The 19791-nt window shown below is 60.1% G+C and carries 18 protein-coding genes; 9 read left to right on the forward strand and 9 right to left on the reverse strand.

From position 1 onward, the window contains the following. Positions 1 to 19: 19 nt before the first annotated feature. From scpA to PL599_RS00530, 3 genes are all read left to right on the forward strand, one after another. The gene (scpA, locus tag PL599_RS00520; RefSeq protein WP_137411456.1) at positions 20 to 2161 is read left to right on the forward strand and encodes a methylmalonyl-CoA mutase; all 2142 of its coding nucleotides are present in this window, start codon (positions 20 to 22) and stop codon (positions 2159 to 2161) included. Positions 2162 to 2174: 13 nt separating this feature from the next. Continuing rightward, positions 2175 to 2591, forward strand: coding sequence for a methylmalonyl-CoA epimerase (gene mce / locus PL599_RS00525; RefSeq protein ID WP_077985199.1), 417 nt, complete (start codon positions 2175 to 2177; stop codon positions 2589 to 2591). A 173-nt stretch (positions 2592 to 2764) separates the two neighbouring features. Next, entirely contained in the window at positions 2765 to 4309 is a 1545-nt protein-coding gene (locus PL599_RS00530) for a glycerol-3-phosphate dehydrogenase (RefSeq protein ID WP_269823448.1), read from the forward strand. A gap of 19 nt (positions 4310 to 4328) precedes the next feature. Here PL599_RS00530 and PL599_RS00535 read toward each other — a convergent pair whose 3' ends face one another. After that, positions 4329 to 5561, reverse strand: coding sequence for an ROK family transcriptional regulator (locus tag PL599_RS00535; RefSeq protein ID WP_269823449.1), 1233 nt, complete (start codon positions 5559 to 5561; stop codon positions 4329 to 4331). A 244-nt stretch (positions 5562 to 5805) separates the two neighbouring features. Here PL599_RS00535 and xylF point away from each other — a divergent pair, with 244 nt between their 5' ends. From xylF to PL599_RS00550, 3 genes are all read left to right on the forward strand, one after another. Beyond that, a complete protein-coding gene (xylF, locus tag PL599_RS00540) occupies positions 5806 to 6846 on the forward strand; it encodes a D-xylose ABC transporter substrate-binding protein (protein ID WP_077985196.1) in 1041 nt (346 codons plus the stop codon). A gap of 181 nt (positions 6847 to 7027) precedes the next feature. Continuing rightward, complete coding sequence (locus tag PL599_RS00545; protein ID WP_077985331.1) at positions 7028 to 8341, forward strand: sugar ABC transporter permease; 1314 nt, start codon at positions 7028 to 7030, stop codon at positions 8339 to 8341. 18 nt (positions 8342 to 8359) lie between these two features. Further along, positions 8360 to 9142, forward strand: a complete 783-nt coding sequence (locus tag PL599_RS00550) for an ATP-binding cassette domain-containing protein (RefSeq protein ID WP_077985195.1) — start codon at positions 8360 to 8362, stop codon at positions 9140 to 9142. Between the two features lie 187 nt (positions 9143 to 9329). Here the strand turns inward: PL599_RS00550 and PL599_RS00555 are convergent, their stop codons facing one another. The 7 genes from PL599_RS00555 to PL599_RS00585 all read right to left on the reverse strand — a co-directional run bounded on the left by PL599_RS00555 (position 9330) and on the right by PL599_RS00585 (position 15700). Then, positions 9330 to 9563 carry a hypothetical protein gene (locus PL599_RS00555; protein ID WP_162520348.1) on the reverse strand — a complete coding sequence of 78 codons (234 nt, stop codon included), beginning with the start codon at positions 9561 to 9563 and terminating at the stop codon, positions 9330 to 9332. A gap of 94 nt (positions 9564 to 9657) precedes the next feature. After that, on the reverse strand, positions 9658 to 10095 hold the full coding sequence (locus tag PL599_RS00560) for a helix-turn-helix domain-containing protein (protein WP_077985193.1): 438 nt from the start codon (positions 10093 to 10095) through the stop codon (positions 9658 to 9660). A gap of 126 nt (positions 10096 to 10221) precedes the next feature. Beyond that, positions 10222 to 11367, reverse strand: a complete 1146-nt coding sequence (locus tag PL599_RS00565) for a hypothetical protein (RefSeq protein ID WP_269823450.1) — start codon at positions 11365 to 11367, stop codon at positions 10222 to 10224. Continuing rightward, positions 11364 to 12077, reverse strand: coding sequence for a TfuA-like protein (locus PL599_RS00570; RefSeq protein ID WP_269823451.1), 714 nt, complete (start codon positions 12075 to 12077; stop codon positions 11364 to 11366). Before PL599_RS00570 ends, PL599_RS00565 begins: the two co-directional genes overlap by 4 nt. Beyond that, on the reverse strand, positions 12074 to 13273 hold the full coding sequence (locus PL599_RS00575) for a YcaO-like family protein (RefSeq protein WP_269823578.1): 1200 nt from the start codon (positions 13271 to 13273) through the stop codon (positions 12074 to 12076). The genes PL599_RS00570 and PL599_RS00575 overlap by 4 nt, the downstream gene beginning before the upstream one ends. Before the next feature lie 37 nt (positions 13274 to 13310). After that, positions 13311 to 13739 (reverse strand): hypothetical protein, encoded by a 429-nt coding sequence (locus PL599_RS00580; RefSeq protein WP_077985190.1) that lies wholly within the window; start codon positions 13737 to 13739, stop codon positions 13311 to 13313. 8 nt (positions 13740 to 13747) lie between these two features. After that, positions 13748 to 15700, reverse strand: a complete 1953-nt coding sequence (locus tag PL599_RS00585; protein WP_269823452.1) for a BTAD domain-containing putative transcriptional regulator — start codon at positions 15698 to 15700, stop codon at positions 13748 to 13750. 172 nt (positions 15701 to 15872) lie between these two features. Between PL599_RS00585 and PL599_RS00590 the strand changes: the two genes are divergently transcribed. The 3 genes from PL599_RS00590 to PL599_RS00600 all read left to right on the forward strand — a co-directional run bounded on the left by PL599_RS00590 (position 15873) and on the right by PL599_RS00600 (position 18163). Further along, entirely contained in the window at positions 15873 to 16364 is a 492-nt protein-coding gene (locus PL599_RS00590; RefSeq protein WP_077985189.1) for a hypothetical protein, read from the forward strand. A 90-nt stretch (positions 16365 to 16454) separates the two neighbouring features. Beyond that, the gene (locus tag PL599_RS00595) at positions 16455 to 16826 is read left to right on the forward strand and encodes a hypothetical protein (RefSeq protein ID WP_245307239.1); all 372 of its coding nucleotides are present in this window, start codon (positions 16455 to 16457) and stop codon (positions 16824 to 16826) included. A 422-nt stretch (positions 16827 to 17248) separates the two neighbouring features. After that, positions 17249 to 18163: a TIM barrel protein gene (locus tag PL599_RS00600; RefSeq protein WP_269823453.1), complete on the forward strand. Its 915-nt coding sequence runs from the start codon at positions 17249 to 17251 to the stop codon at positions 18161 to 18163. Between the two features lie 77 nt (positions 18164 to 18240). On the opposite strand, the gene PL599_RS00605 is transcribed toward PL599_RS00600, so the two are convergent. Further along, positions 18241 to 19638: a family 16 glycosylhydrolase gene (locus PL599_RS00605; protein WP_269823454.1), complete on the reverse strand. Its 1398-nt coding sequence runs from the start codon at positions 19636 to 19638 to the stop codon at positions 18241 to 18243. Positions 19639 to 19791: the final 153 nt, after the last annotated feature.

Below are 19791 nucleotides of genomic sequence, written 5' to 3' on the forward strand. Positions count from 1 at the left end.
TGCAGAAGGGGAGAGATGCATGTCGGGTGAAAAAACGGTGCGGGATTGGCTGCAGCTTGCCGAAAAGGAGCTGAAGCGCTCACCGGACACACTCGTCTGGCACACGCCGGAGGGCATCGAGGTCAAGCCGCTCTATACGGCTGACGATCTGCAGAAGATTTCCCATCTCGACAGCCTGCCCGGCTTTGCACCCTTCACGCGCGGCCCGCGCGCCACCATGTATGCCGGGCGGCCCTGGACCATCCGCCAATATGCCGGTTTCTCCACGGCGGAAGCCTCGAACGCCTTTTACCGCAAGGCGCTGGCCGCCGGTCAGCAGGGCGTTTCCGTCGCCTTCGATCTCGCCACCCATCGCGGTTATGACAGCGATCATCCGCGCGTGGAGGGCGATGTCGGCAAGGCCGGCGTGGCGATCGACAGCGTCGAGGACATGAAAATCCTGTTCGACGGCATCCCGCTCGAAAAAGTCTCGGTGTCGATGACCATGAATGGCGCGGTTATTCCGGTGCTCGCCAGTTTCATCGTTGCGGGGGAAGAGCAGGGGGTGCCTCGTGCCGCCCTCTCGGGCACCATCCAGAACGACATTCTCAAGGAGTTCATGGTTCGCAACACCTATATCTATCCGCCGGAACCCTCGATGCGGATCATTGCCGATATCATCGAATATACGGCGAAGGAGATGCCGAAATTCAACTCCATCTCCATTTCCGGCTATCACATGCAGGAAGCCGGCGCGACGCTGGTGCAGGAGCTTGCCTTCACGCTGGCGGATGGCCGCGAATATGTGCGCGCGGCCCTTGCCAAGGGGCTGAATGTCGATGATTTTGCCGGGCGCCTGTCGTTCTTTTTCGCCATCGGCATGAATTTCTTCATGGAGGCGGCGAAGCTGCGCGCCGCGCGCCTGCTCTGGTCGCGCATCATGCAGGAATTCAAGCCGCAAAAAGCGTCATCGCTGATGCTGCGCACCCATTGCCAGACGTCAGGTGTCTCGCTTCAGGAGCAGGACCCCTATAACAACATCGTCCGCACCGCGTTTGAGGCCATGTCCGCCGTGCTTGGCGGTACGCAGTCGCTGCACACCAATTCCTTCGATGAGGCGATTGCCCTGCCGACGGAGTTTTCCGCCCGCATCGCCCGCAATACGCAGCTTATCCTCCAGCATGAAACCGGTGTCACCAAGGTCGTCGATCCGCTGGCCGGCTCCTATTATGTCGAGAGCCTGACCGATGAACTGGCAGAGAAGGCCTGGGCGCTGATCGAGGAGGTGGAGGCGCTTGGCGGCATGACCAGAGCGGTGGCGGAAGGCCTGCCGAAACGGCTGATCGAAGAGGCGGCAACACGCCGCCAGGCGGCGGTGGACAAGGGCGAGGAGGTCATCGTCGGCGTCAACCGTTATCGTCTCGAAAACGAGGAAGATATCGATGTTCTCGATATCGACAATGCCGCCGTTCGCGCCGCGCAGATCCGCCGCATTGAGGAGACGCGCCGCCGCCGCGATGGCAAGGATGTGACCTCCGCCTTGGCGGCACTTTCCGAGATCGCCCGCAGCGGCAAGGGCAATATTCTCGAAGCCGCCGTTGTCGCCGCCCGCGCCCGCGCCACGGTGGGAGAGATTTCCGATGCACTGCGTGCGGTCTTCGGTGACCATGCCGCCGTGCCGGAGGTGGTGAGCGATATTTATGGCGAGGCCTATAGGGATGAGCCTGAACTTGCCACGCTCTCCGCCCGGCTTTCCGGTGTTGCTGAGAGGATCGGCACCAAGCCGCGCATCATGGTCGCCAAACTCGGGCAGGACGGACATGATCGCGGCGCGAAAGTCATAGCCTCCGCCTTCGGCGATATCGGTTTCGATGTGCTGGCCGGCCCTTTGTTCCAGACGCCCGTTGAAGCGGCGGATATCGCCGTTCAGAACAGGGTGCATGTGGTGGGCATGTCGTCGCTCGCCGCCGGTCATAAGACGCTGGCGCCGCAGCTGGTTGAGGCGCTGAAACAGAAGGGCGCGGAAGACATCATCGTCGTGGTCGGCGGCGTCATTCCACGGCAGGATTATCAGTTTCTGCTCGATCACGGCGTTTCGGCAATTTTCGGACCCGGCACCAATGTCATGGATGCGGCCAACAAGGTTCTCGACCTGCTCGAAGGCGTCAGGCGGAACGTGTGAGGGGAATACGGCCATGTTCGGAAGATTGAATCACGTCGCCATCGCGGTGCCCGATCTCGATGCCGCTATTGCCCGCTACAGCGCACTTGGCGCAGAGGTCTCGGAGCCGCAATCGCTACCTCAACACGGGGTGACGGTGGTTTTTATTCAGGCTGAAAATACCAAGATCGAGCTTCTTTATCCGCTCGGCGAAAATTCGCCGATTGCCGCTTTTCTCGAGAGAAATCCGGGCGGCGGCACGCACCATCTTTGCTTCGAAGTGCCTGACATTGTCGCGGCGCGCGACGATCTCGTCAAAAAAGGCGTTCGAATTCTGGGTGACGGCGAGCCGAAGATCGGCGCGCATGGCAATCCCGTTCTTTTCCTGCACCCAAAGGATATGGGCGGCGTGCTCTATGAGCTTGAACAGGTTTCTCGGACACATGGCTGAAACACAGACCCCGTAAGAGGCTGGCCATACGGTGGATGGCGCGCAGCGGCCGTTCGCCTTTGCCGGAACGTGTTTCGTTTGTTTTCTTTTGACATTCGTTTTGTTTTCGTTTTTATGGCAATTGTCTTTCAACGATGGGGACGAGGTCCCCCCGACGCTGTCGTGGAGGCTCTATGTCCGGCGAGAATATTTTCGATCTTTTTGTCATCGGTGGCGGCATCAATGGCTGCGGCATTGCCCGCGATGCCGTGGGCAGGGGCTATTCCGTGGCGCTTGCGGAAAAGGGCGATTTCGCTTCCGGCACGTCTTCCGCGGCCACCAAGCTCATCCATGGCGGTTTGCGTTATCTCGAACATTACGAGTTTCGCCTCGTCCGCGAAGCGCTGATGGAGCGGGAAATCCTCTGGGCCATGGCCCCACATGTCATCTGGCCCATGCGTTTCGTCCTGCCAATCCAGAAAGGCGGCGTGCGCCCGGCCTGGATGGTCCGGCTCGGCCTGTTTCTTTATGACAATCTCGGCGGCCGCAAACTTTTGCCGGCGACCGGCACGCTCGATCTTCGCAAGGACCCGGCGGGCAAGCCTCTGAAACCGGCTTTCGCCAGGGCTTTCGAATATTCCGACGGCTGGGTGGATGATGCCCGCTTCGTGGTTCTCAACGCACGCGATGCGGCGGATCGCGGCGCGACCATCATGAACCGCACGCGCGTCGTTTCCGCACGGCGCGAAGGCGGGCTGTGGCTCATCGAGACGCTGGACGAAAAAACCGGTCGTTCGGCCACGCATAAAGCGCGCATGCTGGTCAATGCTGCCGGTCCCTGGGTGGATACTGTGCTTTCCGGCGTCTTCGGGCGCAACGACGTGCACAATGTCCGGCTCGTGCAGGGCAGCCACATCGTTGTGCGCAAGAAGTTTTCCGATCCGCGCGCCTATTTCTTCCAGAACCCTGATAACCGCATCATCTTCGCCATTCCCTATGAGCGCGATTTCACGCTGATTGGCACCACGGATCGCGACTACAAGGGCGATCCGGCCAGGGTTCGCATTTCCGAAGACGAAATTTCCTATCTCTGCAACGCGGCCAGCGACTATTTCAGCGAACCCGTTCGGCCGGAAGACATTGTCTGGACTTATTCCGGCGTACGGCCGCTCTTTGATGACGGCGCTTCGAAAGCGCAGGAAGCCACACGCGATTACGTGCTGAAGGTTGAAGAGGCCGAGGGTGAAGCTCCACTCCTCAATATTTTCGGCGGCAAGCTCACCACCTATCGGCGGCTGGCGGAACATGCGCTGGAAAAGATCGGCGCGGCAATTGGCGAAAAGGGCAAGCCGTGGACGGCGGGCTCCCACCTGCCGGGTGGCGATTTCGGCGCTGAGAGATATGAGGCGCAGGTTCGGGCGCTCGTCTCCCGATACCCTTTCCTTGATGGACGCCATGCCGAGCGGCTTGTCAGAAACTACGGTACGAAGGCTGCAGAACTGTTGGGAGGCGCCACCGATGTCTCCGGCCTCGGCCGGCATTTTGGCGGCACGCTTTATGAATGCGAGGTGCGCTGGCTGGTTGAACACGAATGGGCCTGCGCGGCCGAGGACATTCTCTGGCGACGCACGAAACAGGGCCTGCGCCTGAGCAAGGAAGAGGCTGCCGGTCTCGATGAATTCGTGGCCATGCTGACGGGCGGCGAGCAAAAGGCCGAAGCCGTGGCGGAGCGCGCCTGAAAATCCGCCAGCCGCCCTGTCAGCTCCCTGAACTCTTCACCGGTCTCTCCGGGCCGTCGGCGCTCAGGATGTAGTCGTCTGCGGCTGAAAGCGCGTGTTCCATATGCCCTTCAAACACCAGTTCCGGTTCGTTGGGCGCTATGGCAATTTTCGGCATGCCGCCGAAACGCACCGCCTGCGATTGCGCCAGACCGTCGCGCAGGCCGCTTTCCAGAAGATCGAAATAGCGGGTGCCCGGGCCGGTGATGAAAACCGGCATATGGCCATGCAGACTGAAGAGGCGTGAAAGACCGTTGCCGAGCGCAAGTCCGGCGGTGCGAAAGGCGAACCGCGCCATGCGGGCGCCGGTGCGGGCCGAGGCGGCGATCTTGTCCACCTCCGCAATCGGCACGAATTTCGCCGGTTCCGCCTGCGGCGGGGCTTCGAAAGCAGAACGCAGTATGGCGTAAAACCCGGAATAGGCCTCAATGCAGCCTTTGGTGCCGCAACGGCACAGCGCGCCGTCGGCCAGATGCAGCATATGGCCGAAATTGGGGGCGCTGACCTCGATTGCGCCGCGCGCCGCGCGGGCGATGCCAAGGCCGATGCTGTGGCCGAGGGAGAGGGTGACGAGGGCCTCCGGCGCCGGGTTTTCTTTTGCCTGCTCCCGCATCCAGATGGCTTTTGCGGCCAGCAGCGTTTCGTTGTTCAGCGTCACGCGAATGCGGCTGTCCCCGGATACCAGCCGCTGGAAATCAATCCTTTCGTCACCGAGAACCGGCGACCAGACGAGTGTTGCCGTGGCCGTATCCACCAGCCCCTTGCTGCTGATCGAGACCTGGAGGATATCGTGCCGGTCAATGCGTGAGCGATCGGCAAGTCTTGCGAGACCGGCGAGGATCGCGCCGCCGAATGTACCTTTTTCAGCGGCAATCCTTTGTTCGGTGAAACGGTCCACCAGCTTGCCGGCATAATCGACCAGCGAATATTGCACGCTGTCGGAAGAGATGATGATGATGGCGACATGGCAGAAAGCGCCGCGCGGGCCGAAGAGAATGCGCGGCCGGCCGCGGCCGGCGGCGGCGAGTTGCTCTTTTCGCAGGATGAGACCGGCCCGCTCAAGCTCGGTGGTGATGGCGGACACGGTTGCGGAGGCAAGCCCGGTGGAAGACGACATGTCGGTATGGGAAAGGCTGCCGTGCAGGCGCAGCGCCGCCATCACCGACAGGCTGTTTTTCTGGCGCACCAGTTCCGTACTTGCAATGGCGGACATGGGCTGGGGCATGCTCCCTGAACGGCCTTTTTCCTGTCGTGCTGATCCCACTCTGATGGCGTATGCCACGAGCAAGATCAAGGCACCCGGATGCTGCCCGCAGCCGTTGTTGACAGCATGGGGAATCTCTGACATTAATTTTCTCGACTGTCGAGAAAATTGTGAAACCACAGAGATCGGCAGCTTTTTCCGGGCGATTTTCCTGCATGGAGGTGTGGGGTGTCGCCCTTACCGGGAGGACATCATGAATTCTTTTGCCAAGCTTTTGGCGGGTACAGCCGTACTCGTTTCCCTGCATACCGCGGCTATCGCGGCCGATCTCGTCGTCGGCGTTTCCTGGTCGAATTTCCAGGAAGAACGCTGGAAAACGGATGAGGCGGCCATCAAGGCGGCGCTTGACAAGGCCGGCGCGAAATACATCTCCGCCGACGCGCAATCATCCGCCGCAAAGCAGCTGACCGACGTGGAATCGCTGATCGCGCAGGGCGCCAACGCGCTGATCATCCTGGCGCAGGACAGCGACGCGATTGGCCCGGCTGTTGAAAAGGCCGTTGCCGAAGGCATTCCGGTCGTGGGTTACGACCGCTTGATCGAAAACCAGAACGCCTTCTACATTACCTTCGATAACAAGGAAGTCGGGCGTCTTCAGGCTGCCGAAGTCTTCAAGGTGAAGCCCGAAGGCAATTACGTCTTCATCAAGGGCTCTTCTTCCGATCCGAATGCGGACTTCCTGTTCGCCGGTCAGCAGGAAGTGCTGAAGGCTGCCATTGACGGCGGCAAGATCAAGAATGTCGGCGAAGCCTATACCGATGGCTGGAAGCCGGAAAATGCCCAGAAGAACATGGAACAGTTCCTGACCAAGAATAACAACAAGGTCGATGCGGTCGTCGCCTCGAACGATGGCACAGCCGGCGGTGCAATCGCCGCTCTCGCCGCGCAGGGCATGGCCGGTTCGGTTCCCGTTTCCGGTCAGGATGCCGATTTCGCCGCACTGAACCGCGTCGCGCTCGGCACGCAGACGGTCTCGGTCTGGAAGGACAGCCGTGAACTCGGCAAGGAAGCGGCAGGCATCGCGCTGGAATTGGCCGGCGGCAAGAAGATGACGGAGATCAAGGGCGTCACGGCCTTTGACGGCGGCCCGAAGAAGGTCACGATGCAGTCGGTCTTCCTGAAGCCGATCGCCATCACCAAGGACAATCTGAACGTCGTCATCGATGCCGGCTGGATCAAAAAGGAAACGGCCTGCCAGGGTGTGAAGGCCGGAACCGTCAAAGCCTGCGATTGATCGAATACGTCCCGGTTCGGGCGCTGCGCCATGGCTCATGGCGCAGCGCCTCTTAGAGCATTTCCAGGAAAAGTGGGCCCCGGTTTTCCGTCCGGAGATGCGCCAGAAAAAAGCGTTGGAGCGTTTTCGCGATTCAGGGAAAAACGAAAACGGTCTAAGATGTAAGGAGCACCGGCAGTTCATGGCCGATACGACCCAATCCAATTCCACAACGTCGCAAAAGACGGAAAAAGCAGGCTCGATAACGCGCTTCATCAACGCCACCGAGCTGGATACCAGGCTGCTCGGCATGGTGGGTGCACTTCTTCTGATCTGGATCGGATTTCATATCCTGTCGGGCGGATTGTTTCTGACGCCGCGAAACCTCTGGAACCTTTCCGTGCAGACCGCGTCCGTGGCTGTCATGGCGACCGGCATGGTGCTCGTTATCGTCACCCGCAATATCGACCTGTCGGTCGGGTCGATCCTCGGTTTCTCCGGCATGATCATGGGCGTCACACAGGCGGAAATCCTGCCGCAAATCCTCGGGTTCGAACATTGGGCAACCTGGATCGTCACGCTTCTGGTCGGGATTCTCGTCGGCGGCGCCATCGGCATGCTACAGGGCTCCATCATCGCCTTCCTGAACGTGCCGTCCTTCATCGTTACGCTTGGCGGTCTGCTGGTCTGGCGCGGCGGCACATGGTTCATCACCAGCGGCCGCACCGTGGCGCCGATGGATTCCACCTTCCGCCTGATGGGCGGCGGCACCAGCGGCTCGATTGGCGCGACATGGAGCTGGATCGCTGCCATCATAGCCTGCGTCGCCATCATCGCGGCAATCCTCAATTCCCGCCACCAACGCCGCCGCTTCGGTTTTCCGCTGCGGCCCGTCTGGGCGGAATATTTTCTGGCAGCTCTCGGCTGCGTCGTCGTCATCGGTTTCGTGGCGGTGGTCAACAGCTATCCATGGCCAATCAACATCGCCCGCAACTATGCCGATGCCAATGGCATCGCCTGGCCTGAAGGCGGCCTGTTCATTTCGCACGGTATCGCCATTCCGGTACTGATGGCGCTTGCCGTTGGTGCGGTCATGACCTTCATCGCCACAAGGTTGCGTTTCGGACGTTATGTCTTCGCCATCGGCGGCAATCCGGAAGCAGCCGAACTCGCCGGTATCAAGACCCGCTGGGTGACGGTGAAAATCTTCACGCTGATGGGCGTTCTGTGCGCCATCGCCGCGGCCATCTCGACCGCCCGCCTCAACGCGGCCACCAATGCCCAGGGCGAGCTGGACGAGCTCTACACCATCGCGGCGGCCGTCATCGGCGGCACCTCGCTTGCCGGCGGTGTCGGAACCGTAGCGGGCGCGATGCTCGGCGCGCTCGTCATGCAGTCGCTGCAATCCGGCATGGTGCTGGTGGGCATCGATACGCCCTTCCAGCGCATCGTTGTCGGTGTGGTCCTGGTCGTCGCCGTCTGGCTCGACACCATCTACCGCGCCCGCGCCAAGTAAGAACCGAGGAGAACTCCTATGACGGACCAAGTCACGCCCCTCGTGGAAATGCGCAATATTTCCATTTCCTTCGGCGGTATCCATGCGGTGGAAAACGCCTCTGTCGATCTTTTCCCCGGTGAGGTGGTCGCCCTTCTCGGCCACAACGGCGCGGGCAAATCGACCCTTATCAAGATACTCTCCGGCGCATACCGGCGCGATGGCGGCGATATTCTCATCAATGGCGAGGATGCCGATATCCGCAATCCCCGCGATGCCAAGAAATACGGTATCGAGACCATCTACCAGACGCTGGCGGTGGCGGATAATGTCGATGCGGCGGCCAATCTTTATCTCGGCCGCGAGCTGAAGACGAAATGGGGCACGCTCGATGATGTCGCCATGGAAGCCTCGGCCCGTGAGGTGATGGGGCGGCTCAACCCCAATTTCCGGCGGTTCAAGGAGCCGGTGAAGGCGTTGTCGGGCGGCCAGCGGCAATCCGTCGCCATCGCCCGCGCCATTCTGTTCGATGCCCGAATCCTCATCATGGACGAGCCGACGGCCGCACTCGGGCCGCAGGAAACGGCGCAGGTGGGCGATCTCGTCAAGGAGCTGAAACGACAGGGCATCGGCATCTTCCTCATCAGCCACGATATTCACGATGTTTTCGATCTGGCCGACAGGGTCTTCGTGATGAAGAACGGCAGAGTGGTCGGCCACGCGCGGACCGAGGATGTCACCAAGGATGAGGTTCTCGGCATGATCATTCTGGGCAAGGTGCCGCCGGGCGCAGTGGCGGGTCCGGGCGCCGTCGTCGTCTGACAACAGGATTTGCCAGTCTTTACCTTTGATATAAATCGAGGCCCGGTAAAAACCGGGCCTCGACAAACGCTAGGAACAAATTTTATAAAATAGGTGCGTCCGGTGTGTTTCAGCCCAGCCGGAACCGCAGACGAAAAATGTCTGCAGCTCTGCGCAAGTGCAGACGCGGTCTTTTAAATGCGGTTGTTCAATGTAGTTCGGCGTGTGCCAAACCGCTGCCGTTCATCTCTGCAGCTGCGTTCGGCAAGCCATGCTGATTTATGTCCTGCGCCAGCGACAACAGCGCCATTTCCAGGAAATAGGTCGACATGCCCAGTTCCAGAGATTTCGAGCGCTGGCAGAGATAGGAAACCATCCGCCCGAGCGCCAGAATCTCGTCCGCATTGTCCTGTTCAAGTATAGCCGTGGTAGACGCCGCCATGATTCCCTCTCGACAGTCGACACTATGAAAACGCGATGATGTTGCGTTGTTCATTTTCGACCACATTGAGCGTCACGCGAGCGTCACACCTGTGTCAATCGCCGTTTTTGTCCGCCGGCGCGGCGGCGTTTTCCGCCGCTTCAGTGGCGGCAAGCGATGTCACGAGAGCGACGATGCTTCTGCGCACGGCGGCGCTCTTGATACGCGAAAAGGCCTGGTTGAGCGAAAAGCCTTCATTCGAGGCCACGAAGGTCTGCATGGCATTGATCGTACCAAGAGCCGGGTTGGCCGGATCGCCATCGGGCGTGGCGTTGGCGAACAGGGAACTGACCTCAACGCCGAGAATCGACGCGATGGCCTGCAGACGGGACGCACCGACACGATTGGCGCCCTTTTCATACTTCTGGACCTGCTGGAAGGTGATGCCCAATCGCCCGGCCAGCGCACTCTGGCTCATGCCGAGCGACTTGCGGCGCATTCTGATTTGTGCGCCGACATGGACGTCGATCGGGCTGGGTAGTTTGGCGTGCATTACAAATTCCTCCGCTTGAGGTTCTTAAATCCGATGATTATCAATTAATATTGTTGAAGGTATACATTCAACACAATTTCCACGGGTATTATGAAGCTTTATTGACAAAATTGCACGGTTTTTTGTTCATAATCGCGTGTCCGGGCCGCGATTTATTATTTTTGTCGCACAACGCAACGCACCGTTGCGGCTGGAAAGGTGGCTCCATCCGCTCACGCCGATGGTTTGAAAGCCGAATCCATCCCAAATTCTTCGGTTCATTGCATCGAATTCCTCAAGCGGTTCGGTATCGCCGAAATGCGGAATCCAGACGAATGGCCGTTTCTGACCGGAACGTATGACATTTTCAAGAAATACATTGTTGTAAAGTCTGGGCAGGCATTTGTTGGTGTCGATGGCCGGCGAAATCGGGATGGGATTGCGCTCGATCGCAAAGCCCTGCCGCGCGAGCCAAAGCGCTGAGGCGTCCAGTTTTCGTTTAAGCTCCGTTGCGGCGCGGGCATCGCATCCGCCATGGGCGAGGGGGTCGGCGAGGAGCAATAGCGGCCGGCCGCCGCTTCTCAGACCGGTGACGGAAACGAACTGGTCAACGTGAAAGCCGCATTGGTGCATTTTTTTATCGGCAACCTCCGCTCCGCATGTTTCCATCGCGGAAAAATCGGAAGAAGCCGGAATTTGACCGAGATCGCCCGGCCGATATCCGAAACTGAAAACGCTGCTGCCGTCGAGAGCCTCAATCTTTCGCAACCGCTGCGAAGGGATGGGCGCATTCCTTCCGATTCCCCTGTCATCCCGTAGGCTGGAATGGCCCACCAGCCGAAAATCCGGGCCGACGAGCTGGTTGCCCCCCGCCAGGGCGACATCGGAATGGGTTGTCGCCGCTCCCATATATTCGGCGAGGCTGGCGCCGACGGCATTCTCTGCCAACAGCACGAATTCCGCCGTAATATCCGCCGCACGTACATGGAACATGTCCTGTATCCATGGATGGGAAATACTGTCGTTTCCGGCAAGGGGTATCAGATCCGTGCTGCAGCGTGTTGGCAGGCTGCCGAGCCAGGCTCGTGCCGACTGGAGACAGGCGTGATCAATCACGATAACGGCGGTGATATCTGCAGGCAGGGCCGAGAGCAGGTTTCCGATTGGAATGAGCGGTGAAACACAGTCAGCGGTCCTGTTTTTCGCCAATAAAGAGGCGGGCAGTGCGAGCGCAATCGTGCGGATCAGCCCGCCGCAATCGGGGATCAGAGACAAGGGCTGGATGGCGCTCAAGACGTTTTGTTCCCTGCCAGCCGCCTTGCCGCCAATTGCTGGAAAAACATCGTATTCTGGAGTTTCCATGATGGCGACGGTGGCGATGGCAATGTTTCTCCCGTGAGCATTGCCAGAAGCCTCGTCGCATCGTTTCTCTTGACGGAAACCGCATTGGCCGCGAGCAAATCTGCCGTCGCGGTGCCGAGACCGGCTTCGGCAGCGATGGAGCGCCATGTCCTGCCGGCAAAATGCAGGTTGCTGGCGGCAAGCGCGAGCGCGCCATATTGCTCCGGGGTGAGCGTCTCGCGGCAGGCCGCAAGCGTCGCCTCGGCGTCTACCAGCGCAACCGTCAGCGGGCGGTAATCGAGCGCACCCGGCGCGTGGCTCACCGCCACATCGGCATCGGAAACACGCCGCCCATCCCGATAAGCCTCGAAAATCTCGCCGATGCCGATCATGCCGAAGGGGGCGCATTCCGCCGCCCTGAGCGCACCCATGCTGGCAGCGCCGATAACGGTAACGCCGTTCGAAAGCGCATAGAGGATTTCCTTGTGCCAGACTGCGGCGCAATCGCCGTAAAGCCCGTCTATCAGCCCGATTGTGCCGACACCGTGCCGAACCGCATCGAAAATATCGCCGCAGGCGGCCGGACCGCAAAGATCGAGACCGGCAGTATATTCGCCTGCGATGCCGTGGATGGACGGGCCTGCAAAAACCACCGGCTTCATTCGAGGCCCCCGACAGTCAGCATGCGATCGAGAGTGCGCTGCGAGATGTGTTGCAGGCCGCCGCCGGCCGGGGCAAGGCCGCTTGCCAGAACCCGCACCACATGCAGGCCGGATACCTCCGTTTCCAGTGGAAAGACATAGATATCCTCAATGCCGCCGGCGAACAGGTGCGTCGCAAGTTGACGCCATGGCGGCGAAGACGCGGCGTCATGTATAAAATCGAGATTGGCCGACGCCCTTTCCATCGGCTGCACGCCGGCGGCCGAAGACCCGGCCGCAACCATATCCCGCTGGTAGCGGAGAGGAGAAAGATCGTCCCTCGCGCCACTGATATCGGTCAATCGCGACTGGATCGCCTCCAGCAGCGCTGCAATCGCAGCGCCATGAATATCAGGCCGGCAAGCGGCCCCCGCGGCGCTGCGGGTGGCAGGCCCATCCTGCGCCTGCAGCGACCGGGGCAGGCTCGCCATCGCCACCGGCACGCCAAGCCCATTCGTGAGGTCGAAGAAGGACGGCGGCAGGCCGATGTCCGACAGATGTTGGACAAGACGGTCAAACGAAGGATCGACGCCGGCCGGAATGAGGATCGGCTGCGGTGCGACGGCGCGCGTCTCGAAAGTGTCGACGAGAAAGCAGGCGTCGTTTTCAATGAGTTCGAGCAGGGCATGGAGAACCGCATGGTCATGGTTGAACCCGGCCGCGAGCCCTTGCGAACTCATGCGGAAGGCCCACCGGTCCCATGGGAAATCCACGCGGAAATCCATGCCGACAAGTTCGTAAGGCGCAAAAACCTCCTGTTGCCGGCGAATGGACGTTCCCTTCACCCAGGCGCGTTCTTTTCTCGGATCGAGCGCGTCGCAATCAACTCTGCCGACGGTTTCGAAGGGAATGATGGGAGTTCCCTTCTCCCGCATCTGCTGAACGGAGCTGAAGGCGGCGATATGTTTGCGGGTTTCTTCGGCAACTGCACCTTCGATCGCTTCCATGATCGCCGATAGCCGGGCCTGTTCCGCGACAAGCCCCTTGCCCTGCGAGACCGACAGCCCGCGCGAATTGGGCCGGGCCGCGAACCAGACGGGAATACCGATAATATCGAGATCGGTTACATCACCGACACGGGTAATCCCGAACCGCCGAAGCAGTCCGGGATCGAAGAACGAAGCGTCGGCATGCCTTGAAGCCGCTGTCGCTGATATGGGAGCATCGGCGCGGGCCAAGGCTGCGCGACCGCGATCAGGGCGCGGTGTTGCTGTCGTCGGCAAGAATCGCGTCGAACAGCTCGCCGGTGACGGCGCCGGCCGGGCCGACAGCCTTCAGGGCCGCTTCGATCGGCGCCTGCACCATGCGGTTGAAATCCCAGCCGGCGTCGACCACTTCGCCGATAAAGGCGAAATCGGCTTCGGAAACCACGGCGCCGCCGGCGACGAGGGCTTCGATGCCCTGGATCTGCACCTGATCCAGTTCCGCTTCCGGCTGGCCGTCCTGGCGAACGAGCATGGACTTTGCGGCCGCGGCCACACGGGCATAGCCATCCACGCCCGGATGGCTGGTTTCATACGCGGCAATCGTCTCATGCGAGACGGACGCAACCCGAAGCGGCGCCGTGCGAATGAAGAGAACGCCAAAACCCTTTTTTCCGACAATGAAGAAATGCGAGGACATAATATCTCCTATTTAATCCCAGCTAATCGAAGTGCGTGATAGAATTTTTCATTCGCTACCGGGTCCCGGTCCGGAGACAGACTGCTGATCTCCCTCGCCGTCATACCCGGATAGTTTTCCTGAAGCCTGTTGCCGGTTTCCAGAGCGGCGGTCAGATCGCCATGCAGGGCGTGGCTTGCGGTCAGGACGCGCAACGCAGGCTCGTCATTTTCCATCCGCCCGCACAGTTCCACCGCCGTGCCGTAATCCTCGCGCTTGAACGCGATGCTGGCGCCGGCCCACCAGTAGATGTCGGGCGCCAGAGGATTGAGATCGATGGCCTGCTGAAATTTCTCCCAGGCGATTTCCGCATCGCCGAAATGAGCAAGCGCGTCGGCATGCTGGAGCAGGAGGTCGGCCGAGTTGGGCGCCAACGCCTCCGCCTCGAAGAATTTTTCGGCTGAGACATCGAAATCCCGCTGGTAGAGCGCCACCACCGCGCACATCCAGTGGCCCACCCCAAGGGCGGGGTCGATTTCGACGGAGGAGTCTGCTTCCGCCTTGGCGCGATGCAGGAGATGGGGGTCGTTGCCGCCCAGCATCAGCCATTCCAGTTGCAGGCTCTGCGCCACGCGGGCGCGGGCAACCGCCATGCCGTGGTCGAGATCGACCGCCTTGCGGAACATCGAGCGGGCTCTTCTGAGAAGCGGCAGATCGCATTTGCCGCGCAGAAGCTGCTGGCCCTCCAGCAATTGCCGGTAGGCCTCGCCGCTGTGGTTGCGGTCGGGCTCCACCTGAAGCCGCTCGATTTCGCGGGCAAGCGCTGCGGCCACCTGTTTGGAGAGCAGGCGGAAAGCGGCGTGAATATGTCGTTCGGTCAGGACCGCCTCCAGCGACCAGACGATTTCACCGCTGGCGTCCTCGATCAGCGCAACCGACATGCGGGTTTCGTCGAACACGGTCGAAATGATGCGGTAATCCGCCCGCAGCATGGCGTAGCCGTCATCGGCCCGGTCATGCGCCAGTGCAAAGGTGCTGTGCGGCGAAAGCACGGTGAAGGTGCGGTATCGGACAAGGCTGTTGGCGACATCCTCGACAAAGGCCTGCATGACCGGCGAGACCGGCTGCCCGTCGACCCTTGCCGGACGAACGAATGCGATGCGCGGTTTCGTCTGGGATTTCCGGCGAATGCCCTCTTCCGCCTCGGCGGGGGCCGCTATCGTGGCGGCCAGGCTTTGTATTCGCCGTCGCAGCGCCACGGTTTCCGCTTCCGGGGAACGACCTTCCTGACGAAGCTGCTCCATCAGAAGCTGGTGCATGCCCTCACAGGCGCTGATATTTCCGATCCGCGCATAGGCCGCCATGGCGGCGCGGTAGGTTTCTTCGCGTTCCGGTTCGAGCTTGCAAGCGCATTCGGCAAGCCTGGAGATGTCGTTCGAACTGGCGCGGCCAAACCGCGTCAATTCCTCCAGAAGCTGGGTATAGCTCGAAAAGAACAGGTCCCTGAGGCGGCGGCGCTCAGAAAGCAGCCAGAGATAGAGATGGTCCTGCCCGGCCTCCAGCCCCTCCAGCAACTCGCCGCCGAATTCCAGCAGCGCATTGAGCCGCCGCATCGGGTCTTCGGCCCTTGCGCCGGCAAGGAAGAGGGCAAGGTCGGTGCGCTGCGCCAGCCTGCCGGCCTTCAGGTCGTTTCCTTCGGTCAGAAGGATGGCGTCGTCCTCATTGGGCAGTTTCTGCAGGCGCAAAATCAACTGCCGCAAATTGCCGAGAGCCCTCTTCTGCTCGACATTTTCCCACAGCAGCGATGCGGCGTACTGGCGGGAAAGGGACTGGTTCGGCGCAAGGATGAGGGCGGCGGTCAGCGCGAAGCCCTTGGACGGAAAAAATGCCTCCCGCACCGCATCACAGCGCGGGGTGCCAAAAAGCCGGATCGGTATCAGTTCAGCGTTCCCAGCCACTTTCGTCCCCTCATGAACCATCATCTAACAACGTGTCCGGGAAATTGAAAGTCATCATAGCGTTCCATTTGACGCTGGTGTGACGCGGCTTGGGTATTGTCGCAGACAGAAGCGTGAATGACGGGTGGAAAACAGCGAACATGCGACGGGCGGGCATCGGGAATTTTCGACAGTGATAGCGTTCAACGGAAGCTACATGGCCTTCGAGCCGCGTATCGAGCCTTACCAGCGTGCCGACGATGTCGGATATGCGGTCAGTGAATTCATGTGGTTCAAGGGTCGTCCGTTCTATCCGGTATCGGCGCTCGTCCATGCGAAGGTCGCGCATGCCAGGCTGTCTGCGGAAAAGGGTGACGACGAGGACGAGGATAATCTCGATATTCTCTTTCGTATGCCGCTGGTGGCGGGCGGGCACTTTTTCGAGATTGTGCTGCGTTCGAATGAGGGGACGTCCTACGGCGGCTGGGTGTGGGGAGAGGAACTGGAAATCCTCAATGAATTCGTAAACGGTTATCGCGTTCTGGCGGGGAAGTTCGACGACAGGCTGATCCGATTCGAATATTCCAGGCGATTTCAGCGCTACCGGACAATCGAGCCGCTGCCGGTGGAAAAATCCGTTTTCCTGATCCAGCGGGAGGCGAAACCTTATGCGGGCAGGCGTGATCTGCCGGGGGTCCCGGTAGCCTGATGACGGGGGCGGCCTTTGGGTCGGCGGGGGAAGCATGGACGCGCTTATCGCGGCATGTCCGGTAAAGCGCAGCTTTACCGGAAGTAACTCGTGAATATTTTTATTTTTATTGTGTGGAAGATTATGATGCCCAATAGAGGTAAAGTGCGTAACAGGGGGGTATCATCGCAGCTTGTGGCGGTGAATTGCGTTTCCGGCGACGATACGCTTTCCGATGCGGAGAGCGTCGGGGATAATTCGCGTCCGCGCGGCGACAGGCTCTACGTTGTCGGCGAACCTGTTTCGCAAACATTATCTTCATCTGTCGTCGTGGACGATCGAGCCGGAGACGAGGCGTCGGGCAGGGCCGAGATTCGAAACAGGATCGTCGATGCCGATATCAGGGCCGCCAAATGGGCCTGGGCGATATTGGCCATTGCGCATTGCTGGCTGATTTATTTCATGGTGTACAATCTCGGTTAGCGCCTTCCGCCCGAATACATGCAGCTTTAACCCGCCGGTGCGAAAACCCATCGCCGCAATTTGCGACCAATCCGATTTTGAGCGGACCCGAGTGTCCGAAACCGGACCTTGCGACAATTTCCCCCGCACGTCTTCATGATGCCGCCGCTTGTCCAGGCGCGGCGTGCGCTCCCTGCTGTTTGCCAGCGGAAATGTCATAAAGCTGTAAATGAAGAAACTTAATTGAGGGATCGGTTTCAACGGAAACGGATCACAATGTCCCGTTCGCTTTCCAACACAACGGCGGCGACCCTGGACTTTCTTACGATATCGCACCGCCCGGGATAGACGATGCCAATATCGGCCGCCCGGACCTGCTGGAAGTGGCGTCGCATGCACGGCGCCCGAGCTCCCATGACCTTTTTAACCCTGGAGATGACGACGTGAGCAATCTTATAGGTACCGGCTTCAACGCCGGCTCGGATGATGGCGAACTGGCCACCCTCGAACACGATCTGCGCGCGCTTGCCGAAATCGGCTGCGATACCGTGGAAATCGCCGCAACAAGCCTCGACATGATCGCCGGCGGCCGGCTCATCGAGGAGCGCGCCGACCGTTTCGTAACGCTCGCGAAGCGGTTCGACTTCCGTTACACCGTGCACGGTCTCGTCTCTTCGAATTTCATGGATCCGGTGACATGCCGTTACCAGATCGACGCGGCCAAGGCGCTTGCCGTTCTATGCGACCGTATCGGTGCGGGCATTCTCGTCCAGCATGGCGGCGCGCTGCGTGCCGACCAGATCGCCGAACGGGCCGATGCCGACAGCCGCGAGCGGGACGCGCTTTTCGAACTGGCTGAATTTTGCAGGCCCTATGGCGTGCGCATCGCACTCGAGAACATCTTCTCCACCGAGCCCGGCCAATATCGCCAGACGCCGGCCGAGGTGGCCGCAACCGTGAAGGCTGTCGGGCACGACAATCTCGTAGCGCTGATCGACTTCAGCCATGCCTATCTCGAATCCACCTATCGTGGCCTCGATTTCCGCGATGAACTTCGCGCCATGGCGCCGGTTGCCGGCCATCTGCATGTGCATGATTCCTTCGGCCGCCCACAGGGCTTCTATCAGCCCTATTTTCCTCAGGAAAACACAGCACTCGGCATCGGCGATCTGCACATGCCCCTCGGCTGGGGCGATATCGACTGGCAGGACATCTTCTCGGAACTTTCCTTCCTGCCAAATACTGTGCTGATGATGGAAATCGGCCGCCGTTATCGCGCCGAGCAGCCGGCAAGCCTTGAAACGGCGCGGCATCTGATTTCGCTGAATGCCGCCCGCACCCAGCTCGCGGCCGAGTGATGGGCCTGACAAGGCGTGAGCCGAGATGCTGATGTTTGAAACACCGGCAGTCCCGATGCGACTGCCGGTGTTTTAATTTATGCGGCCCAGTCGGAGAGCGAATAGGCCTTGATGTAATCGATCATCATCTGCGAGCCGTCGCTGAAATCGGCTGCCGATGGCGTTCCCGCCGTGCCACCGACGGCAAGGTTGACGACCATGTACATGGGGTCATGCATATCGTCAGGCGTATCCGTCTGCGCCACGGCGACATCATCGAAATACCAGGTTATGTGTTCGGCATCCCACAGCACGCCATAAGTGTGAAACCCGTCGGTGCTCGGTACACTGACATTGTTGATCACCGAGGTCTGTTCACCGGTGGCGTTGGAATGGGCGGACATGATGAGCGTGTTAGGGTTCTGGCCGCGCATTTCGATGACATCGAGTTCAGGCGGCCAGGAGCCATCTTCGGGCAGCAGCCAGAAGGCAGGCCAGGCGCCCCGGTCGGTCGGCATATCGACGCGGATCTCGAAATAACCATAGGTCTGGCTGAAGGAGGAATAGGTGTTCAGCATCCCCGAGGTATAGTCATAACCCTCGACCTCGTCGGCAATCGACTGCGGGGTCTCCTCGGCGGTGATGGTCAGGACGCCGTTTTCGGTGCTGAAAGGATTGACCTCCGATGTGCCGGCATAGGCCGGGTTGATATACCATTGCGCCTCACCATTCGTCGTCAGCGAGCTTCCCTTTTCCGGCGCCCACCAATATTTGGCGTCCCAGATACCCTGATCGCCACTGCGCAGCGAGAGCGTATCGAATTCATCGGCAAAGGTCTGGGTAAGGGACGAGCGGTCGAGGCTGAGTTCGAACTGGTCGGCCTGAAGGTCGTTTACGGTCGTTCCAGCAAGAACGATGGCCTCGCCATTCGAAAAATTGAGCCACAGGTCGTCGCCTTGCTGTGTGGCGCTGCCGACAAGCTGATCGAAAGATGTGATGCCGTAGCCATTGAGCCGGATCGTGTCGTTGGCGCTGAAATCGGTAATGAGATCGGTGCCGTTGCCGCTCGTGAAAACAAAGGTGTCGGCCCCGCCGCCGCCGATCAGCACGTCGTTGCCGGCCCCGCCATCGATCGTCTGACTGCCCGACCCGCCGGTAATGATATTGTCGAGCGAATTGCCGAAGGCATAACGCCCGTCACCCGTTACCCGCAGATTCTCGAAATTGTCGGGCAGGGTGTAACTCATCCAGGTATCGATGGTGTCGATGCCTTCCCCGGCATTTTCGGCGGCGCGATTGATGCTCGAATAGAGATAATAAATATCGTCGCCCGTGCCGCCGGCCATGGTCACGTTGACGGAACTGTCTCCCCACATGGAATCATTGCCTGCCGTGCCGGTGAGCAGCGGGCCGGAACCCGTGGCGGAGAAAAATCCCGTGGAGTTGCCGCTGTAATAGAGTGTGTCTCCAAGCGCATTCACTACTGTCCGGGCCATGAACCGTCTCCTGTCCGTTAGCGTTGGCGTCTCACTCCTCCTGCTGCACACTCTAACAGGGCAAAAAGCCCCCTGTTAGGCCGAAATATGAGGGGTATGTTCCGTTACGGTTGCATTGAGCTGTTGAACGAGCACGTTGTCCTGACCCGCTTG

The organism is Agrobacterium sp. ST15.16.055 (assembly GCF_027956555.1).
Lineage (GTDB): Bacteria > Pseudomonadota > Alphaproteobacteria > Rhizobiales > Rhizobiaceae > Agrobacterium > Agrobacterium salinitolerans.

Bases quoted from the DNA above. Each gene is read 5' to 3' on its own strand.
- scpA (WP_137411456.1), top strand. From the start codon at position 20: ATGTCGGGTGAAAAAACGGTGCGGGATTGGCTGCAGCTTGCCGAAAAG.
- mce (WP_077985199.1), top strand. From the start codon at position 2,175: ATGTTCGGAAGATTGAATCACGTCGCCATCGCGGTGCCCGATCTCGAT.
- PL599_RS00530 (WP_269823448.1), top strand. From the start codon at position 2,765: ATGTCCGGCGAGAATATTTTCGATCTTTTTGTCATCGGTGGCGGCATC.
- PL599_RS00535 (WP_269823449.1), bottom strand. From the start codon at position 5,561: ATGTCCGCCATTGCAAGTACGGAACTGGTGCGCCAGAAAAACAGCCTG.
- xylF (WP_077985196.1), top strand. From the start codon at position 5,806: ATGAATTCTTTTGCCAAGCTTTTGGCGGGTACAGCCGTACTCGTTTCC.
- PL599_RS00545 (WP_077985331.1), top strand. From the start codon at position 7,028: ATGGCCGATACGACCCAATCCAATTCCACAACGTCGCAAAAGACGGAA.
- PL599_RS00550 (WP_077985195.1), top strand. From the start codon at position 8,360: ATGACGGACCAAGTCACGCCCCTCGTGGAAATGCGCAATATTTCCATT.
- PL599_RS00555 (WP_162520348.1), bottom strand. From the start codon at position 9,563: ATGGCGGCGTCTACCACGGCTATACTTGAACAGGACAATGCGGACGAG.
- PL599_RS00560 (WP_077985193.1), bottom strand. From the start codon at position 10,095: ATGCACGCCAAACTACCCAGCCCGATCGACGTCCATGTCGGCGCACAA.
- PL599_RS00570 (WP_269823451.1), bottom strand. From the start codon at position 12,077: ATGAAGCCGGTGGTTTTTGCAGGCCCGTCCATCCACGGCATCGCAGGC.
- PL599_RS00580 (WP_077985190.1), bottom strand. From the start codon at position 13,739: ATGTCCTCGCATTTCTTCATTGTCGGAAAAAAGGGTTTTGGCGTTCTC.
- PL599_RS00585 (WP_269823452.1), bottom strand. From the start codon at position 15,700: ATGATGGTTCATGAGGGGACGAAAGTGGCTGGGAACGCTGAACTGATA.
- PL599_RS00590 (WP_077985189.1), top strand. From the start codon at position 15,873: ATGGCCTTCGAGCCGCGTATCGAGCCTTACCAGCGTGCCGACGATGTC.
- PL599_RS00605 (WP_269823454.1), bottom strand. From the start codon at position 19,638: ATGGCCCGGACAGTAGTGAATGCGCTTGGAGACACACTCTATTACAGC.